Annotated in this window: 19 protein-coding genes and 1 pseudogene; 10 read left to right on the top strand and 10 right to left on the bottom strand. The window is 70.4% G+C overall.

Annotated features, from left to right (window positions below):
* Position 1: 1 nt before the first annotated feature.
* Positions 2-1213: an MFS transporter gene (locus ET989_RS02810; RefSeq protein ID WP_165489999.1), complete on the bottom strand. Its 1212-nt coding sequence runs from the start codon at positions 1211-1213 to the stop codon at positions 2-4.
* A gap of 181 nt (positions 1214-1394) precedes the next feature.
* Between ET989_RS02810 and coaE the strand changes: the two genes are divergently transcribed.
* On the top strand, positions 1395-1985 hold the full coding sequence (coaE, locus tag ET989_RS02805) for a dephospho-CoA kinase (RefSeq protein ID WP_131167047.1): 591 nt from the start codon (positions 1395-1397) through the stop codon (positions 1983-1985).
* 58 nt (positions 1986-2043) lie between these two features.
* Here the strand turns inward: coaE and ET989_RS02800 are convergent, their stop codons facing one another.
* Positions 2044-2355: a zf-HC2 domain-containing protein gene (locus ET989_RS02800; protein ID WP_131167046.1), complete on the bottom strand. Its 312-nt coding sequence runs from the start codon at positions 2353-2355 to the stop codon at positions 2044-2046.
* Between the two features lie 29 nt (positions 2356-2384).
* On the opposite strand from ET989_RS02800, the gene ET989_RS02795 reads away from it, so the two are divergent.
* From ET989_RS02795 to ET989_RS02780, 4 genes are all read left to right on the top strand, one after another.
* Positions 2385-2957 carry a sigma-70 family RNA polymerase sigma factor gene (locus tag ET989_RS02795; RefSeq protein ID WP_131167045.1) on the top strand — a complete coding sequence of 191 codons (573 nt, stop codon included), beginning with the start codon at positions 2385-2387 and terminating at the stop codon, positions 2955-2957.
* Between the two features lie 138 nt (positions 2958-3095).
* Positions 3096-3827 (top strand): substrate-binding domain-containing protein, encoded by a 732-nt coding sequence (locus ET989_RS02790; RefSeq protein ID WP_131167044.1) that lies wholly within the window; start codon positions 3096-3098, stop codon positions 3825-3827.
* A 104-nt stretch (positions 3828-3931) separates the two neighbouring features.
* Complete coding sequence (locus tag ET989_RS02785) at positions 3932-5242, top strand: ISL3 family transposase (RefSeq protein WP_131167043.1); 1311 nt, start codon at positions 3932-3934, stop codon at positions 5240-5242.
* 65 nt (positions 5243-5307) lie between these two features.
* Entirely contained in the window at positions 5308-6096 is a 789-nt protein-coding gene (locus ET989_RS02780) for an ABC transporter permease (RefSeq protein WP_131167042.1), read from the top strand.
* Between the two features lie 21 nt (positions 6097-6117).
* Here ET989_RS02780 and ET989_RS14770 read toward each other — a convergent pair whose 3' ends face one another.
* The 3 genes from ET989_RS14770 to ET989_RS15220 form a co-directional block, all read right to left on the bottom strand.
* Positions 6118-7020 (bottom strand): hypothetical protein, encoded by a 903-nt coding sequence (locus ET989_RS14770; RefSeq protein ID WP_165489998.1) that lies wholly within the window; start codon positions 7018-7020, stop codon positions 6118-6120.
* Positions 7017-7556, bottom strand: a complete 540-nt coding sequence (locus ET989_RS02765) for an RNA polymerase sigma factor (protein ID WP_131167039.1) — start codon at positions 7554-7556, stop codon at positions 7017-7019. Before ET989_RS02765 ends, ET989_RS14770 begins: the two co-directional genes overlap by 4 nt.
* Positions 7557-7635: 79 nt before the next feature.
* Positions 7636-9540, bottom strand: a complete 1905-nt coding sequence (locus tag ET989_RS15220) for an OmpA family protein (protein ID WP_206662198.1) — start codon at positions 9538-9540, stop codon at positions 7636-7638.
* Between the two features lie 102 nt (positions 9541-9642).
* On the opposite strand from ET989_RS15220, the gene uvrB reads away from it, so the two are divergent.
* Together uvrB and ET989_RS02750 are read left to right on the top strand one after the other, a co-directional pair.
* Complete coding sequence (gene uvrB / locus ET989_RS02755) at positions 9643-11718, top strand: excinuclease ABC subunit UvrB (RefSeq protein ID WP_131167038.1); 2076 nt, start codon at positions 9643-9645, stop codon at positions 11716-11718.
* 71 nt (positions 11719-11789) lie between these two features.
* Positions 11790-13244 carry an alanine/glycine:cation symporter family protein gene (locus ET989_RS02750; RefSeq protein WP_131167037.1) on the top strand — a complete coding sequence of 485 codons (1455 nt, stop codon included), beginning with the start codon at positions 11790-11792 and terminating at the stop codon, positions 13242-13244.
* A gap of 75 nt (positions 13245-13319) precedes the next feature.
* On the opposite strand, the gene ET989_RS02745 is transcribed toward ET989_RS02750, so the two are convergent.
* Genes ET989_RS02745 through ET989_RS02735 form a run of 3 tightly spaced genes read right to left on the bottom strand, consistent with a single transcriptional unit; the run spans position 13320 to position 15025 of the window.
* Complete coding sequence (locus ET989_RS02745) at positions 13320-13655, bottom strand: aminoglycoside adenylyltransferase domain-containing protein (RefSeq protein WP_165489997.1); 336 nt, start codon at positions 13653-13655, stop codon at positions 13320-13322.
* A 17-nt stretch (positions 13656-13672) separates the two neighbouring features.
* The gene (locus tag ET989_RS02740; protein WP_131167035.1) at positions 13673-14272 is read right to left on the bottom strand and encodes an MBL fold metallo-hydrolase; all 600 of its coding nucleotides are present in this window, start codon (positions 14270-14272) and stop codon (positions 13673-13675) included.
* 39 nt (positions 14273-14311) lie between these two features.
* Positions 14312-15025: a maleylpyruvate isomerase family mycothiol-dependent enzyme gene (locus ET989_RS02735; protein ID WP_165489996.1), complete on the bottom strand. Its 714-nt coding sequence runs from the start codon at positions 15023-15025 to the stop codon at positions 14312-14314.
* A gap of 73 nt (positions 15026-15098) precedes the next feature.
* Between ET989_RS02735 and uvrA the strand changes: the two are divergent.
* Positions 15099-17939, top strand: a pseudogene (gene uvrA, locus ET989_RS02730) (excinuclease ABC subunit UvrA); the annotation flags it as partial.
* 83 nt (positions 17940-18022) lie between these two features.
* Positions 18023-18316, top strand: coding sequence for a membrane protein insertion efficiency factor YidD (yidD, locus tag ET989_RS02725; protein WP_131167032.1), 294 nt, complete (start codon positions 18023-18025; stop codon positions 18314-18316).
* 72 nt (positions 18317-18388) lie between these two features.
* Here yidD and ET989_RS02720 read toward each other — a convergent pair whose 3' ends face one another.
* Both ET989_RS02720 and ET989_RS02715 read right to left on the bottom strand, forming a co-directional pair.
* Positions 18389-18802 (bottom strand): Rieske (2Fe-2S) protein, encoded by a 414-nt coding sequence (locus ET989_RS02720; protein WP_131167031.1) that lies wholly within the window; start codon positions 18800-18802, stop codon positions 18389-18391.
* 60 nt (positions 18803-18862) lie between these two features.
* Positions 18863-19309 (bottom strand): hypothetical protein, encoded by a 447-nt coding sequence (locus ET989_RS02715; RefSeq protein WP_131167030.1) that lies wholly within the window; start codon positions 19307-19309, stop codon positions 18863-18865.
* A 285-nt stretch (positions 19310-19594) separates the two neighbouring features.
* Between ET989_RS02715 and uvrC the strand changes: the two genes are divergently transcribed.
* Complete coding sequence (gene uvrC, locus ET989_RS02710; protein WP_131167029.1) at positions 19595-21553, top strand: excinuclease ABC subunit UvrC; 1959 nt, start codon at positions 19595-19597, stop codon at positions 21551-21553.
* Positions 21554-21555 lie beyond the last annotated feature (2 nt).

Below are 21555 nucleotides of genomic sequence, written 5' to 3'. Positions count from 1 at the left end.
CTCACACGCTACCCGCGCGGGCGGCCCGGCCCGGCAGCCGCGTCACCGGGGCGACGGCCAATGCCCAGGCGGCCCCGGCCAGTGCGGCGCCACCCACGACGGTGATCGCGGCAGGCAGGGACGCCACGACCAGCAGCGCGGAGATCGCCAGCGGCCCCCCGAGCTGTCCGGCCTGGGTGAACATCGCCCAGATCGACAGGAACCGAGCCCGACCGCGCGCCGGCGACAGGTCGGCGCCGATCGTCATGTTGATGCCGGCGCCCAACCCGTTGCCGATGCTCATGACGCCCATGGCCACGACAAGCCCGGCGGGGGTCGGCCACAGCGGCGCGACGAGGAAGCCCGCGCCGTAGACCGCCAGGCACAGCACGAGCGTGGGGGTGCGGCCCAGCGCGTCCTTCAGGTATCCGCCGGGCACCATCATGACCAGCTCGATGGCGGCGCCGACGGCCACGAGCAGGGAGATCTGGGCGGCGGTCCAGCCGAGGTGGACGCCCCACAGCGCGACGAGGATCGGCTGGCCGACCCGCGCCGTGGCGAGCGTGATGATGGCCACGCCGGCCAGCCCGACCGCCCGCCAGCGGACGCCCTGGGCCAGTTCCTCCTCGGTGCGGGCCGCCAGGTTGCGCGCGGTCTGGGCGTCGAAGGCGCTGTTGAGTCGCTTGACGAAGAGCAGTCCGGTCGCGGCCAGGGCGCAGAGGGCGGCGAACGCGAACACGGACCACAGGGGCCACGCCAGCAGCAGGGCGGCGCCGCAGAGCGGGCCGACGAGGTTGCCGGCTCGCATCGTGCCGCCCAGCGCCGTCATCGCCTGGCCGCGCTGGTGCGCGGGGACGGTCTCGGCCACAACCGCCTGCCGGGCGAGGTTCCAGGCCGTCATCACGGGGGCGCGCAGCACCACCGACCCGATGAACAGGGCCAGCGACCACGGCTGCCCGGACGCCAGGGCCACGATGCCCAGCGAGATCGTCAGCACGGCCGCCCCCGTGGCCAAGGCCATGGCCGTGCGGTCGCCCACCCTGTCGATGAACAGCCCCACCGGCACCGTGAACGCCAGCGCGGTGGCGCCGATGATGCCGACGATGGCGGACGCCAGCGCCTGCGAGGCGCCCAGCTCGAGCGCGGCGAGCACCAGCACGGGGGCCATGGCGCCCATCGCCACCCCGAGCAGGAAGGACGGCGCGAGGACAGGCCAGAAGATCAACCGGTACACCCACACACCCCCCGTCTGTCTCGACATCAAGATACCTGCGGCCCGAACAGGGCGTCATCCCCTTTCATCGCCTTCTCACCGTGGGAGGGTGAACTGCGCCCATGGCCACGGGGCTGCGGACGCCGTGGCGACCCACCTCTCGCTCCATGCGGCCCAGCCCCTGCGGTGACAGGATGGTGGGATGACACACATCGCACTCACCGGCGGCATCGCCTCGGGAAAGTCCGCCGTGGCCGACCTGCTCGCCGCGAAGGGTGCGGTGCTCGTCGACTCCGACGTGCTCGCCCGCGAGGTGGTCGCCCCCGGCACCCCCGGGCTGGCTGCCGTCGTACAGCGGTTCGGTGAGGGAATCCTGCGACCCGACGGAGCGCTCGATCGCCCAGCGCTGGGCGCCATCGTCTTCGCCGACCCGGACGCCCGCGCCGACCTCGAGGCCATCACGCACCCCCGCATCCGCGCCCGGGCAGGCGAGCTGCGCGCCGAGGCGCCGGCCGGCGCGGTCGTGATCGACGTGATCCCGCTGCTGGTCGAGGGCGACCTGTCCGGGCGTTTCGACGTGGTCATCGTCGTCGACGTGCCCGTGGAGGTGCAGGTCGAGCGCCTGCGCCGCCGCGACGGGTTCACCCGGGACGAGGCGATGTGGCGCCTGGCCGCCCAGGCCTCACGCGAGGACCGACTGGCCGTGGCCGACCACGTCATCGACAACAGCGGTGACCCTGACGCCCTGGCCGAGCAGGTCGACCGGCTCTGGGACGCCCTGCGCCTCGGCTGAGCCCGGGTCAGGCCTTCTCGCTCTGCCGCCGAACGGGTGCGACCCGGTTGAGCCGGCCTCAGGCGACCGGCTTGCAGGTGCAGGTCGGGCACTGGCAGTCGCGGCACTCGCACTCGCCGCCTGTGTGGCAGCCGCAGATGTGCGCCTCGCTGGCGTTGATGAGCATCGTGGTGAGGTCCGGCGGGCGCAGGCTGTCGCGGCGCAGTTCGGGTGACAGGCGGCGGGCCTGGGCCAGCCAGGCCCGGCAGTCCGGGCAGGCCGCGAGGTGGGCGTCCAGCTTCTCGCGGGGGACAGGCAGCGGCTCGCCATCCAGCAGTGCCGACGCGGCCAAGCGCCAACGGCGCGGCTGCGGGCAGGTCGGCTGGGGCACGGGTCGAGCCTAGCGTTAGGGTGCTGGGCGTGCTCACGTCACCCCGCACCGCCCTCGACGCCGAGGTCACCCGCCTCGCGCTGGCGGCCGGTCTGGGGGACCGCGTGGCGCTGGGGGAGTTCATCGCCCGCACCCAGGCCGACGTGTGGCGCTTCCTCGCCCACCTGACCGACGCGGACACCGCTGACGACCTCGCCCAGGAGACCTATTTGCGCGCCCTGGACGCCCTCCCGGGCTTTCGCGGTGAGGCGCCCGCCCGCTCCTGGCTGCTGACGATCGCGCGCCGCGCTGCGGCCGACCGGGTGCGTTACGGGGTTGCGCGTCCTGCCGTTCCGTGTCCCCCCGGCGACTGCGGGTCGGACGCCGTGCGCGACGACACGCAACGGGTCGAGATCGCCGCCATGCTGGCCTGGTTGGACGCCGACCGCCGGGAGGCGCTCGTCCTCACCCAGGTGTTCGGCTACTCCTACGCCGAGGCCGCCACGATCGCCGGGGTGGCGGTCGGCACGATCCGCTCGCGGGTCGCCCGCGCCCGCGCGGACCTGCTTGCCCGGTGGTCCGACGCAGCCGCCGAACTGGACGCCTTGCGCCTGGCCGGCTGACCCGGCCTCCTGATCCGGCTGGAATCGCCGGGAACTATCGGGCGCCCCGGGACGACTCCTGAGGTGAACAAGGAGGAGTCCCGTGTCCCTGTCCCGTCGTCGCGTCCTCGCCGCGCTCGCCCTCGTCCCGCTGGCGGCGTGCGCCGGCCCCACCCCCGCGGCACCGGCGCCCGCGGCGTCCGCCACGCCACCGGAACCACCCCGGCCGCACCCGCGGCGTCAGAGGTCACGGTCTTCGTGCCCGGCGCGATGGCCGCGCACGCGAAAGAGCTGGCGGCCGCCTTCGACGTGGGCGGGGCGCACACGGTGGTCGAGGTGGGGCACACGCCGATCCAGCGCGAGCAGTTGGCCAAGGGCGCCACGCCGGACGTGTGGATCGCCGCCAACCCCGCCGACATCACCTCGGCCGCCGAGGCCGGCCTCGTGGTCGCCGACCGGGTGCAGCAGCTCGCGCGGACCAAGCTGGTCGTCGTGGTCGCTCCCGGCAACCCGGCCGGTATCACCGGCATCGAGGACCTCGCCAAACCCGGCGTGAAGGTGCTCCTCGGCGCCGAGACGCTGCCGATCTGGAAGGTGACCGAGCGCGGGTTCACCAAGGTCGAGGCGGCCCACCCGGGCTTCACCGCGGCCGTCACGGCCAACACGGTGAGCCGGGAGATGGGCGTCCAGCCGATCGTGACCAAGGTCACCAAGGGCGAGGCCGACGCCGGAGTGGTGTTCGTCACCGACGTGCCGGCCGACGCCGAGATCGTCCAGGTGCCGGACGCGTTCAACGCCGAGCTGCCGCTGTCGATCGCGCCGGTCACGGCCGGGAAGAACCCGGCGGGCGCTGCGGCGTTCATCGCGTTCATGACGGCTCATCACAGTTGAGGGTGTAGCGGCGGGTTGATCTTGGCGGCGCGTCGATGCGGGGAGGAGGGTCGAGGCCTCCCGAAGATGGAAGTTCTCACACTGCCCATCTGGAAGACCTCGACGTGCCCCACGCTACCTTCACGCGCCCCAACCTGACGACGTTCACCCGCCTTGACGAGCTCGGCCTGGAGGTCATCGGCCAGTACGTCGAGCCGAAACGCGCGGTGCTCGCGTGCAGGGTCGTCGACCCCGACCAGTGGTGCCGTCGGTGTGGCGGTGAGGGTATCCCGCGTGGCACCGTGGTCCGTCGCCTGGCCCATGAGCCGTTCGGGTGGCGCCCCACCCTCCTGGTGGTCACCGTGCGCCGCTACCGGTGTGGGGAGTGCGGCCATGTGTGGCGCCAGGACATGAGCAAGGCCGCCGAACCGCGGGCCAAGCTGTCTCGGCGGGCGTTGCGGTGGGCGTTGGAAAGCATCGTGGTCGCCCACCTGACCGTCGCCCGGATCGCCGAAGGCCTCGCGGTGTCCTGGAACACCGCCAACGATGCTGTCCTCGCCGAAGGCAAGCGCGCCCTGATCGATGACCCCAAGCGATTCGACGGCGTCCAGGTGATCGGCGTCGACGAGCACGTGTGGCGACACACCCGCAAGGGCGACAAGTACGTGACCGTGGTCATCGACCTCACTCCGATCAGGGACGACACCGGGCCGGCCCGCCTGTTGGACATGGTCGAGGGCCGCTCCAAACAAGCCTTCAAGACCTGGCTCGCCGCCCGCCCCAAGGCGTGGCGTGACGGCGTGGAGGTGGTCGCCATGGACGGCTTCACCGGGTTCAAGACCGCCACCACCGAAGAACTCCCCGACGCCACCCCCGTGTTGGATCCGTTCCACGTCGTCCGGCTGGCCGGCGATGCGCTCGACCAGTGCCGGCGCCGGGTTCAGCAGACCCTGCACGGTCATCGCGGTCGCGCAGCTGATCCGCTGTACCGGGCACGACGGATGCTGCACACCGGCCTGGACCTACTCACCCCCAGGCAGAAGACACGGCTCGAAGCCTTGTTCGCCGGCGACGACCACGTCGAAGTCGAAGCTACCTGGGCGGTCTACCAACGGATGATCGCCGCCTACCGCGAACCCAAGCCCGCTGAAGGGAAGGCCCGCATGCAGGCCGTCATCGACGCCCTCAGCAGCGGTGTCCCCGCCGCGTTGACCGAGCTCGCCGTGCTGGGCCGCACGCTTAAGAAGCGGGCCGCCGACATCCTCGCCTACTTCGACCTGCCCGGAACGTCCAATGGCCCGACCGAGGCCCTGAACGGCCGGCTGGAACACCTCCGGGGTAGTGCGCTCGGCTTCCGGAACCTCACCAACTACATCGCCAGATCCCTCCTCGAGACCGGCGGATTCAAACCGCGACTACACCGTGGATTGGGATGAGCCTTCATGACCGCGGGTGAGGGCAAGGAGATCCTCACGAAGGCCGGCTACCTGCCGCCCGCCGCGTGAGGACTCGGGCGCGCGACGTCCTCGGCTTCGCGGTCCCGGCCAGCAGCCTCGTGGGGCTGCTCGCCGTGCCGGTCGCGGGCCTGGTCTGGCTCGCCCTGAGCAGCGACCTCGCAACCTACCTGGCCGACCCCGCGGTGCACGCGGCGGTGAAGCTGTCGCTGGGCACGTCGGCGTTCAGCGCCCTGGTGATCATCGCCACCGGGACGCCGCTGGCCTATGCGCTGGCCCGCTGGCGGTTCCCGGGGCGGACGCTGGTGCAGCTGCTGGTCGACCTGCCGATCGTGCTGCCGCCCATGGTGGCTGGCATCGCCCTGCTCGAGGTGTTCGGACGCCGGGGCTGGCTGGGCGAGCCGCTCGCCTTCCTGGGCATCTCGTTGCCGTTCACCACGGCCGCCGTCGTGCTGTCGCAGGTGTTCGTGGCGGGCCCGTTCTACGTGCGCGCGGCCCGGGTGGGGTTCGCGTCGATCGACGTCGCCGTGCCCGAGGCGGCGCACGTCGACGGGGCCTCGGAGGGGCAGTTGTTCCGCCACATCATGGTGCCGGTCGCCAAGCGGGCCCTGCTGAGCGGGCTGGTGCTCGCGTGGGCCAGGGCGCTGGGCGAGTTCGGGGCGACGATCTTCTTCGCGGGGAACCGCGAGGGCGTGACCCAGACGATGCTGCTGGCGATCTTCATCGGGTTCGAGTCCAACATGGCGCTCGCCGTCGGCCTGTCGTTCGTGCTGCTCGTCGCCAGCATCGCGGTGCTGCTGTTCGCGTGGCTGCTCGGCGACCGGGTGGAGCTGTAGGTCGCCGAGCAACCCTGCGGGTCACCTCAGGGTGAGGTCGTTGCGGGAGAGGTGGAAGCCGGCGTCGCTGCGGCTGTCGTCGCAGGTGATGCCGGTGGTGGCCATCTCGCAGGAGAACCGGCCCGTGACCGCGGTGGTGCCGTAGGGCAGCACGTAGGCCTTCATGCCGGGCAGGAACTCGACCAGCTCGGTGCCCTTGCCCGCCCAGCTGCGGTACTCGGTGCCGTAGGTGTTGGGCTGGCCCTCGTTGGTCTCGACGGCCTCGAAGACCGAGATCTCGCTGACGCAGCTGCCGAACGAGCCGTCGCGGTTCAGGACGACGTCCTGGCCGGGGCCGAAGTCGCCGAACTCCGGACCGCAGTTCTCGAGCTTCTCGGGCGGGACGTCCTTGCCGGTCCAGTTCGCCGTCATCGCGTGGCACCGGACGCCGTTGGTCACGTCCATGGTGCACACCAGGTTGCCGGTGGGGGAGGCGAACCCGAGCTGGTCGCCGGTGACCCGGACGTCCTTCGGCTCCGGCGAGGCTGGCGGCTTCGGGGTGTCGGAGGGCTTGGGCGTCTCGCTCGGCTGTGGGGTCTCGACGGGGTCCGGGCTGGGGGTGCTGCTCGGCGTGGTGTCGGGGGTGGACGCCGGGGTGGGAGAGGCGTCCGGACTGGTCGGACTGGTCGCCGGGGCGGGGGCAGGAGCGGCAGGGGTGGTGGGCTGGTTGCCCTGCATCATGAGGAAGCCACCGCCGAGGGCGACGACGGCGAGGCCGGCGGCGACCCCTGCGACGATGCCGGTGCTGTGCTGGCGACGCGCGGCGCGGGCGGCGTCGGCGACCTGGTCGAAATTCTCGGGGATGGACATGGCGTCAGCCTCCTGTCGCAGGGTCTGCTCCAGGCGACGAGCGATCTCGTCGTCGGGTTCGAACCAGGTGCTCATCGGAGGTCTCCTTCGTCGTCGAGGCGGGCCCGGAGGGCGGCGAGGCCGCGATGGGCGTGGGACTTGACGGCTCCCCGGCTGACGCCCAGGGCGTCCGCGATCTCGGCCTCGGACAGCTGGCCGTTGAACCGCAGCACGAGCACCTCCTGCTGCCGCTGGGGCAGGCTGCGGAGGGCCGCCATCATGCGCGTCCGCTCGTCGTCGCGTTCGCTCACGTGGTCGGGTCGCTCGGGCTCGACGCGCTCCTGGAAGAGCGGGACGAGCTTGCGTCGCTGCACCGACCGGTGGCGCTGCACCGAGCGGCAGGCGTTGACCACGCACTGGCGCAGGTAGGCCACCGGCACCTCGTCGCCGAGCCGGGCCCGACGCTGGTAGGTGGCCACGATCGCGTCCTGGGCGATCTCGTCGGCTCGCTCGGTGTCACCGAGCAGCAGGCCGGCGAGTCGGACCAGCGGGGCCCACTGCGCGTCGTACACGGCGCGCAGCCAAGCCTCGTCGGCCGCCCGTCCGCCGGGGAATCCGACCGCGGAGGACATCTGCACCTCCGATGCCATGGTTGTCACACCCCCTACACGCCCGAGTGCCCCCCTCGGTTGACACGGACCACGTCCATCTTCACGCCTTCTCGCGCAGCACGATCTCGACGCGGCGGTTCTTGGCTCGCCCTTCGTCGGTCGCATTGCTGGCGACGGGTCGCTCGGCGGCGAAGCCCTCGACGGTCATCCGGGACGCCGACACACCCTTGCCCGACAGCGCCTTGGCCACCGCGTCGGCGCGGTTCTTCGACAGCGTGGCATTGCCGTCGGCGCTGCCCGTGCTGTCTGTGTGCCCCTGCACCCGGATCTCGGCGTCGGCGAAGTGCGCGAGCAACGCCCCGACCTCGGTGAGCTTGGCGTCGGCACCGGGCAGGATGTCGTACTTGTTGTACTCGAACAGCACCGTCTCGGGCAGGGTCAGCACCCAGCCGTCAGGGGTGCGCTGGGCACCCAGGTCCTTCAACGACTGTTGGGCCTTGGCCTCGGCGTTGGGGTCCTCGGCGGGCGGGGGCGTGGCGCCCTCGCGGACGAGCCACGACCCGGGGTTCGCGAGGCGGGTCGACGTGCTGACCGGCAGCGGCTTGATGTCGCTGACCCCGACCCGAACAGGCTCGGGGGTCGGGGAGGCCGTGCCCTCGGGGGTCGGTGCCGCCGGGGCCGGGGTGACCCGCAGTTCGGGGGCCGCCTGCTCGGTCTCCACCTCGCCCAGGGTGGCCTCCGGCTTCGGGGGCGCCGCGTCCGCGGGCCCAACCGGCACGCTGAAGGTCATGGCCGTGTCAATCAGGTAGAAGCCGCCCAGGTGGGCGCGAAGTTCGGTGACGGCGGCCGGCACGGCGCCCTGGAACACCATCACGACGTCGGCAGCGGTGTTGGGCTCGATCGTGGTTTCGGTGGTTCCGCCCAGCATGGGGAACACATCACCCGTGGGGCTGTCGAGGCTGCTGTTGCCAGGCATCCTGCGGAACTGGATGGCCTTGTCGCCGGCAGCCAGGCGCGTGGTCAGCTGCACCCGGTCGGCCAGGACGTCCACCTGGCTCACGGTGATGGACGCCTGGCCATCGGTGGCGGTCGCGGTCACGGGGGTCGCCAAGGGCATCGTGGTGCGCGTGAGGTCGCCGGCGGCGGCCTGCGTGGGGGAGTCCGCGTGGGTGGGCAGCGTCACGTCGATGGGGTCGAGGTCCTTGCCGGACGTGGCGGCGCTGACGTTGAGGGTGAGGCGCGTGTTGTTGGGATCGAGCTCGCCGAGGAACCGGAGCGTGCCCTGGGTCCGGCCGCCGCGGTCGGCAGATTGCTCGGTGCGACCGAGCAGGGGGTGCACGGTGCCGTCTGGCTCGACCAGCCGGCACTTGTCGTCCTGGAAGTTGTACGAGCACACGTCGATGCGTTCGCCGTCGGGCACCGTGGCGCGGTAGGTCACCTCGGTGACCAGCCCGTCGCTGCGGATCGTGTCGAAGACGACGCGGGCCGTGGCCGTCTGCCTGGGCTCCTGGGCCAGGCCGACCTGGCGCAGCGCGGCGGGGCGCCACACGGTCGCGCCGTCCTCGGCGGGAACCGGAACGGTGACCGACAGGTCGCCCCACAGCTCGACCCTCACCTCCTTGGCCTCCTCCTCCGGCAGGGTCGCCTGGACGGTGAGCGTCGCGACGGACGCGGCAGGCACCTCGCGATCGGTGCCCTTGTCGGTCTCCAGTTTCACCCCCGTGTTGGTGGTCAATTCCATGCTGTAGCGGCCGAGCTTCGCGGAGCCTCCCGCGGTGGCGAGTGTCAGGCCGATCGCAATGTTCTTGCCGCTGCGCACGACCTGGTCGACGCGCAGGGATCCGTCCGACCCGGTCGCGGACGGCGCTCGGTCCTCGGAGACGACCAGCTTGGGGCCACCCCCGCCGCCGGGCAGCTGGGGCATCTTCGGGAGGTCGCCACCGTCGGTGCATCCGATCAGGGCGAGAGTGAGGGCGACGATCACCGTCGACAACGTGCGGCGCATGGGCGGGGCTCCTTGGGGTCAGGGATCATGAGCTGTGGGCAGCCTAACAAGCTGACTCACCTCGGCGACGGATTGTCTGCGGCGGCACCTACGCTTGCACACATGCGCCCAGTGACCGACATCCAGCGCCGCGTGGCCCCGTTCACCATGCAGGCCGACTTCGAGCCTGCCGGCGACCAGCCGGCGGCGATCGACGAACTCGAACGCCGCATCCGCGCCGGCGAGGACGACGTCGTGCTGCTCGGCGCGACCGGCACGGGCAAGACGGCGACCGTGGCGTGGCTGGCCGAGCGGCTCCAGCGTCCGATGTTGGTCATGCAGCCCAACAAGACCCTCGCGGCGCAGTTCGCGAACGAGCTGCGGCAGTTCTTCCCCGACAACGCGGTGGAGTACTTCGTCAGCTACTACGACTACTACCAGCCCGAGGCGTACGTGCCGCAGTCGGACACCTACATCGAAAAGGACAGCTCGCTGAACGAGGAGGTCGAACGCCTCCGCCACTCGGCGACCAACTCGCTGCTCACGCGCCGCGACGTGATCGTGGTGGCGACGGTCTCGGCCATCTACGGCCTGGGCACGCCGCAGGAGTACGTCGACCGCATGATCCGCCTGCGGGTGGGGGAGAGCCACGACATGGATGGGCTGGCCCGCCGCCTCGTGACCAACCAGTACGCCCGCAACGACCTCGCCGCCACGCGGGGCACGTTCCGGGTGCGCGGCGACACCATGGAGATCTTCCCGATGTACGAGGAGAATGCCGTCCGGGTCGAGTTCTTCGGCGACGAGATCGAGGCGCTCTCCACGCTGCACCCGCTCACCGGCGAAGTGCTGAGCGAGGACCGCGAGGTCTACGTCTTCCCGGCGTCCCACTACGTCGCCGGCCCCGACCGCATGGAGCGCGCACTGTCCGGCATCGAGATCGAACTCGAACAGCGCCTGGCCGACCTCGAGGCGTCCAACAAGCTGCTGGAGGCACAGCGCCTGCGCATGCGCACCGGCTACGACATGGAGATGATGCGCCAGATCGGCACCTGCTCGGGCATCGAGAACTACTCCCGCCACATCGACGGGCGCGGCCCCGGCACGCCGCCCAACTGCCTGCTCGACTACTTCCCCGAGGACTTCGTGCTCGTCGTCGACGAGTCGCACGTCACGGTGCCGCAGATCGGCGGCATGTACGAGGGAGACATGTCCCGCAAGCGAACGCTGGTCGACTACGGCTTCCGCCTGCCCAGCGCCATGGACAACCGCCCGCTCCGCTTCGAGGAGTTCGTCGAGCGCATCGGCCAGACCGTCTACCTGTCGGCCACCCCCGGCCCCTACGAGATGGCGCGGTCGGACGGGTTCGTCGAGCAGGTCATCCGCCCCACCGGCCTCATCGACCCCGAGGTCATCGTGAAGCCCACCAAGGGCCAGATCGACGACCTGATGGGCGAGATCAAGCAGCGCGTCGAGAAGAACGAGCGCGTCCTTGTCACGACGCTGACCAAGAAGATGGCCGAGGACCTGACCGACTACCTCATGGAGAACGGCATCCGGACGCGGTACCTGCACTCCGAGGTCGACACGCTGCGCCGCATCGAGCTGCTGCGCGAGCTGCGGATGGGCGAGTACGACGTGCTCGTCGGCATCAACCTGCTGCGCGAGGGCCTCGACCTGCCCGAGGTGTCGCTCGTCGCGATCCTGGACGCCGACAAGGAAGGTTTCCTGCGTTCGGAGCGCTCGCTCATCCAGACGATCGGACGCGCTGCGCGCAACGTGGGCGGTCAGGTGCACATGTACGCCGACAAGATGACCCCGTCGATGGAGGCCGCCATCGACGAGACCAACCGCCGCCGCGAGAAGCAGGTCGCCTACAACACCGAGCACGGCATCGACCCGCAGCCGCTGCGCAAGAAGATCGCCGACATCACCGACATGCTCGCCCGCGAGGACGCCGACACCTGGGACGTCGTCGGCAAGTTCGGCGACAAGGGCGCCCCGGTGCCCGCGCTCAAGAAGGGCGACCGCAACCTGGGGGCGCTGCCCACCTCGGAGCTGGCCAAACTGGTGCACGAGCTGAGCGACCAGATGCACGAGGCCGCGCGTGAACTGCAGTTCGAGACCGCGGCGCGGTTGCGCGACGAGATCCACGAGCTGAAGAAGATGATCCGGCAGGTGGTCGAAGCGACCAAGTAGCGGGGCGGCGCGGCGGCGTCCGGGGGTGTGTGCCCTAGTGTTCTGCCATCCGAACCGAACGGAGAGAACGCATGGACGCCGTCATCGCCTTCCTCAACGACAACCTCACGTGGGTGTTGATCTTCTTCCTGATCGCCGCCGGTGTCGCCTTCACGGTGATGACGAGGGGCGTCCAGTTCCGTCTGTTCGGCACGATGTGGAAGGTCATCTTCAACTCCCGCGGCCACGTGAGCGGGGGGATCTCGTCGTTCCAGGCGTTCGCGATCTCGCTGGCCTCGCGGGTGGGCGTCGGCAACATCGTCGGTGTCGCGGTCGCGTTGACCCTGGGCGGACCGGGCGCCATCTTCTGGATGTGGCTGATGGCCCTGCTGGGCATGGCGACCGCGTTCGTCGAGGCGACGCTGGCGCAGGTGTACAAGATCCCGCACGAGGACGGCACCTTCCGCGGCGGCCCGGCGTACTACATCCAACGCGGGCTCGGCTCGCGGGCCTTCGGCATCGTGTTCGCCTGCGCGCTGATCTTCACCTTCGGCTTCGCGTTCGAGATGATCCAGGCCGGCACCATCGCCAGTGTGTTCCAGTCCACGTGGGGCATCGACCCGATCTGGACGGCCATCGGACTGGGTGTGCTGACCGCGCTCATCGTCTTCGGCGGGATCAAGTCGGTGGCCCGGGTGTCGGAGATCCTCGCGCCCGGCATGGCTCTGGTCTACGTGCTGCTCGCCCTGGTCGTGATCGTGACGAACCTGCCCGCGGTGCCCGGCATCATCGGGTCCATCTTCGCGGGCGCGTTCGGGTTGAACCCGGCGCTGTCCGGGACAGCGGGTGGCATCCTGGCGTCGATGCTGAACGGCGTGAAGCGCGGCATGTACTCCAACGAGGCGGGCATGGGCTCAGCGCCCAACGCGGCCGCGACCGCGACGACCTCGCACCCGGTGCACCAGGGGCTCATCCAGTCGGCGGGCGTGTTCGTCGACACCATGATCGTCTGCACGGCGACCGCGATCGTGATCCTGCTCTCCTCGCCCGAGGTCTACACCCCCGGCGTGACCAGCGCGGACGCCGCGGCCACCCTCACCCAGCAGTCGCTGGCCGGTGAGTTGGGCGCGTGGACGGCCCCCGTCATGGCGATCCTGATCTTCGTGTTCGCCTACTCCACGATCCTGGGCAACTACTCCTACGCCGAGGTGAACCAGGACTTCCTGGGCGGCGGCCGTATCGGCAACATGCTGGTCCGGCTGCTGGTCGTGGGCTCCACCGCGTGGGGCGCGCTACAGGGCCTCGAGTTGCTGTTCGCGATCGCTGATGTGTTCATGTCGGTGATGGCCGTGATCAACCTCATCGCCCTGCTCCTGCTGGGCAAGAAGGCCGTCGGTGCGCTGCGCGACTTCCAGGCACAGAAGGACACCCCGGTCATGGAGCGCGTCTTCGACCTCACCGACAATCCCCACGTCTCCGGGATCCCGGGGGAGGTGTGGACCTCCGACGCCGGACGCCGCAACGTGGGGGTCGGTGTTCAGCGGTAGACCTCCGAGCGCGTCGATCCCGCCGAGCCGCAGGATCCCGGCGAGGTCACGGGCGTCTGAGGCTGGTGGCTGGGCTCAGCCCAGCCGATCGAGCAGGAGGGCGCTGAGTGGGTCCGCCAGGCGCGGGTCCATCCAGCGCCTTTCGGTGCGTGCGCGCAGGGCCTCGGCGACGGCGTCCGCGAACTCGGGGTGGTGGTCGACGAGGGTCTGGGCGCCTGCCTGCTTGCTGAGCCACGTGCCGTCCTCGACGAGCACGACCAGGCGGGCGAGGTTCAGGACACGGTTGGGTGAGCCCGCGTCAGGGCCATCGGGGGCCAGTTGGACGACTGAGGGACGCGCGAGGCCGCCGTTGACGTTGAGCTGGAAGGCGACCGGGTCGCCGAGCGGGTTCAGGTCGGGGAGGGTCGTCACACCGTCAGTGTGCCGAGTCACCAACCACGCTCACGCCACGTGGGCAGGTGTGGTCGCTCGTGGCCCAGCGTCGTCGGGTCACCGTGGCCGGGGTGGACGACGGTGTCGTCGGGCAGTTGGGCGAAGAGCTTGCTGGTGACGCCCTCGAACAGGGAGTCGAACTCCTCAGGTGTGTGTGTCTTGCCGACCCCGCCGGGGAAGAGGGAGTCGCCGCTGAACACGTGGGCGTGGCCCTCGTCGGGGGAGTGGATGAGCGCGATCGACCCGGGCGTGTGGCCGACCAGGCCGACGACGGTGAGCCCGGTGTTGCCGACGCGGAGGGTGTCGCCGTCCCAGACGCGTTGGTCGATGGTGACCCCGGTGGCGGATTCGATGGCGTCGGCGTCCGGCGTCCCGGCAACCAGGCGGGCGCCCGTGTGGGCGGCCATCGCGGCCAGCGCCTGGACGTGGTCGGGGTGGCGGTGGGTCGTGACGATGGTGTGGACGGGCGTGTCGCCGATCAGGGCGAGCAGCGCCACGGGGTCGTCCGCCGCGTCGATCAGCAGGCCCTCACCCGCGTCGACGAGCAGGTAGGCGTTGTTGGTCATCTTGCCGACGACGGCGCTCCTGATCTCCATGACCAGACCCTAGACGAGTCCTGGTCGTGCCTCCCACCATCAGCCGGCGAGGGGGAAGCTGATGCCCTCGGCGTCCGTGAGGCCCTCACCCTTCGTGCGGCCGGTCACCCAGGCCCAGAGCGCGGCGTCCGGGCCGGTCACCGTTCGGCGCTCTCCGACGCCCCCCAGCGAGGCCGCGACGCCGGCGTCCGACTCGATGTCGACGGCGGGCAGGGACTGGTCGTCGCGGAGGAGGATGAGCATCCACTCCAGCATCCAGCGGGCGGGGATGAGGTCGACGTCTTCCCAGGTGAAGCCGGTGTCGAGGTCGAGGTGGTGCAGCGTCAGCTCGTGGAGGCGGATCAGCGTGACCACCGACAGGGGAAACTCGCCGCCGATGAGGCGGACGGGGACGAGCCAGTCCTCGACGCGCTCGCAGAGGTTGGCCAGTTCTCCGGCCGAGGTGTCGAGGTCGACGTGGAGCTCCAGGCCGCTGCGTTCCGAGCCGCGCTCGATGTCGTTGAACTTCGCCGCCGACGAGGGGTAGAGAGGCGCCGGTTCGCCGTCGCGGGCGGCCGCGATGACGCGACGTAGGGCGTCCGCGTTGCGGCTGATGTGCGACGCGACGTGGGCGCGCGACCAGCCCGGGAGGAGGGACGGGGCGCGCCAGTCGTCCTCCTCGAGGTCGAGGGTCTGGCGCAGCAGCGCCTGGGTCGCGGTCGCGATGCGACGGAGGGCAGGCTCCACCTGTCCTTGGTTCAGGATCGCGAGCATGAAGGTCACCCTAGCCTTACCTGGCTCATCGCCGTGGAGGGCGGTACGGAAACTGTCAGGGGCCGCGCCTAACATGGTGCGGGTGACTGAACGCCTGATCGTCGCTGGTGCGCGCGAGCACAACCTGCGGAACGTGAGCCTCGAGCTTCCGCGCGATTCCCTCATCGTCTTCACCGGGCTGTCCGGCTCGGGCAAGTCGTCGCTGGCGTTCGACACGATCTTCGCCGAGGGCCAGCGCAGGTACGTCGAGTCGCTGTCCGCCTACGCGCGCCAGTTCCTGGGGCAGATGGACAAGCCCGACGTCGACTTCATCGAGGGCTTGTCGCCCGCGGTTGCGATCGACCAGAAGTCGACCAGCCGCAACCCGCGCTCCACGGTCGGCACCATCACCGAGGTGTACGACTACCTGCGCCTGCTGTACGCCCGCATCGGGCGTCCGCACTGCCCGGAGTGTGGGGAGCCCATCACGCGGCAGAGCCCGCAGCAGATCGTCGACCGCCTGCTCGCCCTGGAAGAGGGCACCCGGTTCATGGTGCTGGCGCCGGTCGTGCGTGGCCGCAAGGGCGAGCACATCGACCTGATGCGCTCCTACATCACGCAGGGCTTCACGCGCGTGCGGGTCGACGGGGAGATCCACCAGCTCACGAGCCCGCCGACTTTGGACAAGCAGATCCGCCACAACATCGAGGTGGTGGTAGACCGGCTGGCGGCCAAGGCGTCCATCAAGCAGCGCCTCACCGACTCGATCGAGACCGCACTGAACCTGGCTTCGGGCGTGGTCGAGATCGAGTTCGTGGACGTGCCCGAGGGCGAGCCGGGGCGGCACCGCCGGTACTCGGAGAAGCTGGCCTGCCCCAACAACCACGACATCTCGCTGGAGGAGCTCGAGCCCCGGCAGTTCTCGTTCAACGCCCCGTGGGGCGCCTGCCCGACCTGCTCGGGCCTGGGCACCCGCATGGAGGTCGATCCCGACCTGGTCGTGCCCGACCGCAGCAAGAGCCTCTCCGACAACGCGATCGTGCCTTGGAACTCCGTCTACGTTTCGGGGTACTTCCAAGCGATCTTCCGCACGCTGGCCGACACGCACGGCTTCTCCGTCGACACCCCGTGGGGCGACCTGCCGGCGAAGGTGCAGGGCATGATCCTCAACGGCGTCAAGGGCACGCTGCGGGTCTCCAACACCAACCGTCACGGGCGCACGACGAGCTACAACGCGTCGTTCGAGGGGGCGATCCCGTTCGTCCGGAGGCGGTTCACGGAGGCGGAGAGCGACAACGCGCGCGAGCGGTTCGCCGGGTTCATGCGCGAGCGTCCCTGCGACACGTGCCACGGGGCGCGGCTCAAGCCGACCTCGCTGGCGGTCACGATCGCGGGCAAGAACATCGCCGAGGTGGCCAACCTCTCGATCGCCGACTGCCTGGCCTTCATGCGGGGCCTCACGCTCACCGAGCGCGAGGCCGCCATCGCCGAGCGCGTCGTCAAGGAGGTCAACGAGCGGCTGCGATTCCTGCTGGACGTGGGTCTGGAGTACCTGACCCTGGCCCGCTCCGCCGGCAGCCTGTCGGGCGGCGAGGCGCAACGCATCCGGCTGGCGACGCAGATCGGGTCGGGGCTGGTGGGCGTCCTGTACGTGCTGGACGAGCCGAGCATCGGCCTGCACCAGCGCGACAATCGGCGCCTCATCGACACCCTCATCCGGCTGCGGGACCTGGGCAACACCCTCATCGTCGTCGAGCACGACGAGGACACGATCCGCACCGCCGACCACATCGTCGACATCGGCCCCGGCGCCGGCGAGCACGGCGGCAACGTGATCGTCTCCGGTGGGCTGAAGGAGCTGCTGGCCAACAAGGAGTCGGTGACGGGCGCGTACCTGTCGGGGCGCCGGTCCATCCCGGTGCCGGCGGTGCGGCGTCCGGGAAACGGGCGGAAGCTGACGGTCGAGGGGGCGTCCGAGAACAACCTGAAGGACGTCTCGGTCGAGTTCCCGCTCGGGTGCATGGTGTCGGTTACCGGCGTCTCGGGCTCGGGAAAGAGTTCGCTGGTCAACCACATCCTGTCCAAGGCGCTGGCGCGCCACCTGTACTCGGCCAAGGACGTCCCCGGCCGCCACAGCCGCATCACCGGCCTGGAGCACGTGGACAAGGCGATCCACGTCGACCAGAGCCCGATCGGACGGACGCCGCGGTCGAACCCGGCGACGTACACGGGCGTGTTCGACCGTATCCGCAAGCTGTTCGCGGAGACGCCGGAGGCGAAGGCGCGCGGCTACCAGCCGGGGCGGTTCTCGTTCAACGTGAAGGGCGGGCGCTGCGAGAACTGTGCGGGCGACGGCACGATCAAGATCGAGATGAACTTCCTGCCCGACGTGTACGTGCCCTGCGAGGTGTGCCACGGGGCCCGGTACAACCGCGAAACGCTGGAGGTGCACTACAAGGGCAAGACCATCGCCGAGGTGCTCAACATGCCGATCGAGGAGGCTGCCGAGTTCTTCGCGCCGATCAACGCGATCGCGCGCTACATGAAGACGTTGGTGGACGTCGGGCTGGGGTACGTGCGACTCGGCCAGCCGGCCACGACGCTGTCGGGTGGTGAGGCGCAGCGCGTGAAGCTGGCCACCGAACTGCAGCGCCGGTCGACGGGCAAGACGGTCTACATCCTTGACGAGCCGACCACCGGCCTGCACTTCGAGGACATCAACAAGCTGCTCGTGGTGCTGAACCGGCTGGTCGACCAAGGCAACTCCGTGATCGTCATCGAGCACAACCTCGACGTCATCAAGACGTCGGACTGGGTGATCGACATGGGCCCCGAGGGTGGTTCGGGTGGCGGCACCGTCGTCGGCGTGGGCAAGCCCGAGGACATCGCGGCGCTGGAGGACAGCCACACGGGTCAGTTCCTGAAGCCGCTGTTGGTGTAGGAGGTCCCTGAGGTGCGAGCGCAGTGGCCTCGAGGGGCCTGTGGCGCACTGAAAGACGTGGCGACTAGGGTGTTCGCATGAAGGTCACGGACACGCCCCGCCGCGTCGTCGACGCAGCGATCACGGGGTACCAGCGGCACATCAGCCCGCGCAAGGGCTACCGGTGCGCCCGCGGGGCCCTGCACGGCGACCAGACCTGCTCGGCAGCGGTGCGGGGGATCATCCGCGAGCGCGGGGTGATTCGTGGCATCCGGCCGTCGGTGATGAGATTCGTGGCGTGCCACCAGGCGGCGACGCTGCTGAAGCTGTTCCCGGGCGAGGTACGCGGCGTGTGCTGCTGCGGCCCCATCCCGATCCCGTTCCGCTTCTGACGTCCCGGTCCCCTCGAGGCTCGTGGACGCTCACACCTCAGCAGCCTCTACGCCGCCGAAAGCCCGGGCGGGTCAGGCGGAGATCTTGACCTGGTCGCCGTCCAGCTCGGCCTTGGCGGCCTTGAGCGGCTTGGTGGCGGGGCCGTTGGTGACGGACCCGTCGGCGATCGAGAACTTCGCACCGTGGCAGCGGCAGTGGATGTCGGTGCCCTGGATGTCGGAGACCGGGCAGCCCTGGTGCGTGCACATCTTGTTGAACGCCTTGAACTCGCCCGCGGTCGGTTGGGTCACCACGAAGTTGGCCTCGTCGAGGATCACGCCGCCGCCGACGGGGATGCGGCTCGCCGGGACCGACAGCGTGTTGCCGGCCGGGGGAGCGCCGGGCGACGTGCGGGCGGGGGCGCTGCATCCCGCGAGGGCGCCGGTTCCCACTGCGAGTGCCGCCAGGCCGGCGCTGGTCAGGAAGGAACGTCGGTCGGGAGTCATGCGACAACCCTAGTACGCGGGCGCAGGGCTGTCCGGCGCGGCTGTCCGTGGCCGGGGTGGCTAGGGAATCGCCTCGCGCGGGACAACCTCGGCGTCCGCTGGGAGGTAGGGCTCGGGTCCGGCGCTGTCGATGTGGAAGGAGCGCCCGTCGTCCATCAGGATCGCCGCCCCCGCGCCCACACCGGCCAGGCCGTGGACCCGAACCGTCCGGACCGAACCGTCCGAGCCGGTGAAGCGGTACACGGTGAGGCGGCGTTGGCCGAGCTCTGCCTCGGAGAAGGTCTTCTGGCGCGCCCTGTCATAAGGGAAAGCCGTCGCGCAGGCGTCAGCCGCGTCGTCGATGGAGACCTCGTGCCGGTCCGCGATCGGGTGGTCGGCGTAGGTGTTGAACACCTCCACCCGCACCACGTTGGCGGGGCAGGGGTCGAACGGGGCGGACGCCGAGCAGCCGGCTACTGCGCCGGTTGCGAGCAGGAAGCCCAGCCCCAGGGTCAGGGGCCGCCTCATCGCAGCACCACCACGGGTCGCTCCTCCGGGTTCACCGGGGAGCTGGCTGAGGGATCGCCGGGGGTGCCGTGGTCGCCGATGCCCGACCCCCATTCCGCTGCACCGCCGGGCTGTCCGGCCACACCACCACGGTGTCGCCCGCCCACCGGGAGTGCTTGGGAACGGGGCTCTCGGCGCACAACACCGGGGCTGTCGGCGCACAACACCGGGGCTGTCGGCGCACAGGGCCGGGGCTCTCGGCGGCCAAGCCCGGGGCTGTCGGCAGGGGGACCTAAGCTGGCGCGCATGGCTGACCCGGCGTCCTACCGACCGGCGCCCGGCACGATCCCGACCCAGCCCGGCGTCTACCGGTTCAGCGACCCCTCGGGCACCGTGATCTACGTCGGCAAGGCCAAGAACCTCCGCCAGCGGCTCAACTCCTACTTCGCCGATCCGCACTCGCTGCACTTCCGGACGCAGACGATGGTGCGCACCGCGTCCAAGGTGGAGTGGACCGTCGTGCAGAACGAGTTGGAGTCCCTGCAGCTCGAGTACACGTGGATCAAGCAGTTCGACCCGCGGTTCAACATCAAGTACCGCGACGACAAGTCCTACCCGTGGGTGTGCGTCACGTGGGGCGACGAGTTCCCGCGCGTGTTCGTGGGCCGGGGCGCCAAGCGCAAGGGCAACCGCTACTACGGCCCCTACGCGCAGGCGTGGGCGATCCGCGAGACCATCGACTCCCTGCTGCGCGTCTTCCCGATGCGCTCGTGCACCAACGGCGTCTTCCGCAACGCCAAGGCGTCCGGACGCCCCTGCCTGCTGGCCCACATCGGCAAGTGCTCGGCCCCGTGCGTCAACTGGATCGACCCGGACGCCCACCGCGAGCTCGTCAGCGACGTCTGCGACTTCCTGGCCGGCAACACCAACCACCTCATCCGCCGCGTCCGGCAGGCGATGATGCAGGCCTCCGACGAGCTGGAGTTCGAGCGCGCCGCCGTCCTGCGCGACAAGCTCGCCGCGCTCACGTCCGCCACGGAGCGCAACGCCATCGTGCTGGGCGACGCGACGGACGCCGACGTCATTGCCCTGGCCGCCGACGAGCTCGAGGTCGCCATCCAGGTGTTCCACGTCCGCCACGGCCGCGTCCAGGGCGAGCGCGGCTGGGTCGCCGACCGCGCCGACGACTCCACACTGGAGGAGCTGGTCGAGAACTTCTGCCTCCAGCTGTATGCCGACCCCGACCTCGCCGGCATCTCCGGGGGCATCCCGCGTGAAGTGCTGGTGCCGGTGAAACCGGCGTCCGGCACGGCCCTGTCCGGCCTGCTCAGCGACGTCCGGGGCAGCCGCGTCACCGTGCACGTCCCCCAGCGCGGCGACAAGCGCGTCCTCATGGACACCGTCGCACGCAACGCCGGCGAGGCACTGGTTCTGCACAAGACCAAGCGGGCCTCCGACCTCTCCACCCGCAACCGCGCGCTGGAGGAACTGCAGGATGCCCTCGGCCTGGACGCCCCGCCGCTGCGCATCGAGTGCTACGACATCTCCCACCTGCAGGGCACCGAGGTGGTCGGGTCGATGGTCGTCTTCGAGGACGGCCTGGCCCGCAAGGCCGAGTACCGCCGCTTCATCATCCGCACCGTCGAGGGCTCCGACGACGTGGGCAGCATCCACGAGGTGATCACCCGCCGCTTCCGCCGCTACCTGGAGGACCAGGAGTCCTTGACCGGCTCCGACGCCATGCTCGTCGACGCCACCACGGGCGCGGCCCGCAAGTTCGCCTACAAACCGAGCCTGGTCGTCGTCGACGGCGGCGCCCCCCAGGTCGCCGCCGCCAAGGCCGCGATGGACGCCCTCGGCATCACCGACGTACCCCTGGTCGGGCTGGCCAAGCGCCTGGAGGAGGTCTGGCTGCCCGACGACGAGTTCCCGCTGATCCTGCCCCGGGCGTCCGAGGGCCTGTACCTGCTCCAGCGTGCCCGCGACGAGGCGCACCGCTTCGCGATCACCCACCACCGCGGACGCCGTAGCAAGTCGATGGTCGACTCGCTGCTCGACGCCGTGCCCGGGCTGGGGGAGCTGCGCCGCAAGGCCCTCATCAAGCACTTCGGCAGCCTCAAGAAGCTGCGTGCCGCCGACGTCGAGGAGATCGCGCTCGTCCCGGGCTTCGGCCGCAAGACCGCCGAGGCCGTCAAGGCCGCCCTCGACCAGCAGCAGCCGGGAGAGGCGCTGAACACGGCCACCGGCGAGGTCGAACTGACATGATG

The sequence above is a fragment of the Propioniciclava sinopodophylli genome (assembly GCF_004324755.1).
Lineage (GTDB): Bacteria > Actinomycetota > Actinomycetes > Propionibacteriales > Propionibacteriaceae > Propioniciclava > Propioniciclava sinopodophylli.
Note: the sequence above shows the minus strand (reverse complement) of the source record. Positions and strands in the feature narration are given on the sequence as shown.

Coding starts and splice junctions, on each gene's coding strand:
- coaE (WP_131167047.1), top strand. CDS start 1,395: ATGACACACATCGCACTCACCGGCGGCATCGCCTCGGGAAAGTCCGCC.
- ET989_RS14770 (WP_165489998.1), bottom strand. CDS start 7,020: ATGAGCACCTGGTTCGAACCCGACGACGAGATCGCTCGTCGCCTGGAG.
- ET989_RS02765 (WP_131167039.1), bottom strand. CDS start 7,556: ATGTCCTCCGCGGTCGGATTCCCCGGCGGACGGGCGGCCGACGAGGCT.
- ET989_RS15220 (WP_206662198.1), bottom strand. CDS start 9,540: ATGCGCCGCACGTTGTCGACGGTGATCGTCGCCCTCACTCTCGCCCTG.
- uvrB (WP_131167038.1), top strand. CDS start 9,643: ATGCGCCCAGTGACCGACATCCAGCGCCGCGTGGCCCCGTTCACCATG.
- ET989_RS02750 (WP_131167037.1), top strand. CDS start 11,790: ATGGACGCCGTCATCGCCTTCCTCAACGACAACCTCACGTGGGTGTTG.
- ET989_RS02740 (WP_131167035.1), bottom strand. CDS start 14,272: ATGGAGATCAGGAGCGCCGTCGTCGGCAAGATGACCAACAACGCCTAC.
- ET989_RS02735 (WP_165489996.1), bottom strand. CDS start 15,025: ATGCTCGCGATCCTGAACCAAGGACAGGTGGAGCCTGCCCTCCGTCGC.
- yidD (WP_131167032.1), top strand. CDS start 18,023: ATGAAGGTCACGGACACGCCCCGCCGCGTCGTCGACGCAGCGATCACG.
- ET989_RS02720 (WP_131167031.1), bottom strand. CDS start 18,802: ATGACTCCCGACCGACGTTCCTTCCTGACCAGCGCCGGCCTGGCGGCA.
- ET989_RS02715 (WP_131167030.1), bottom strand. CDS start 19,309: ATGAGGCGGCCCCTGACCCTGGGGCTGGGCTTCCTGCTCGCAACCGGC.
- uvrC (WP_131167029.1), top strand. CDS start 19,595: ATGGCTGACCCGGCGTCCTACCGACCGGCGCCCGGCACGATCCCGACC.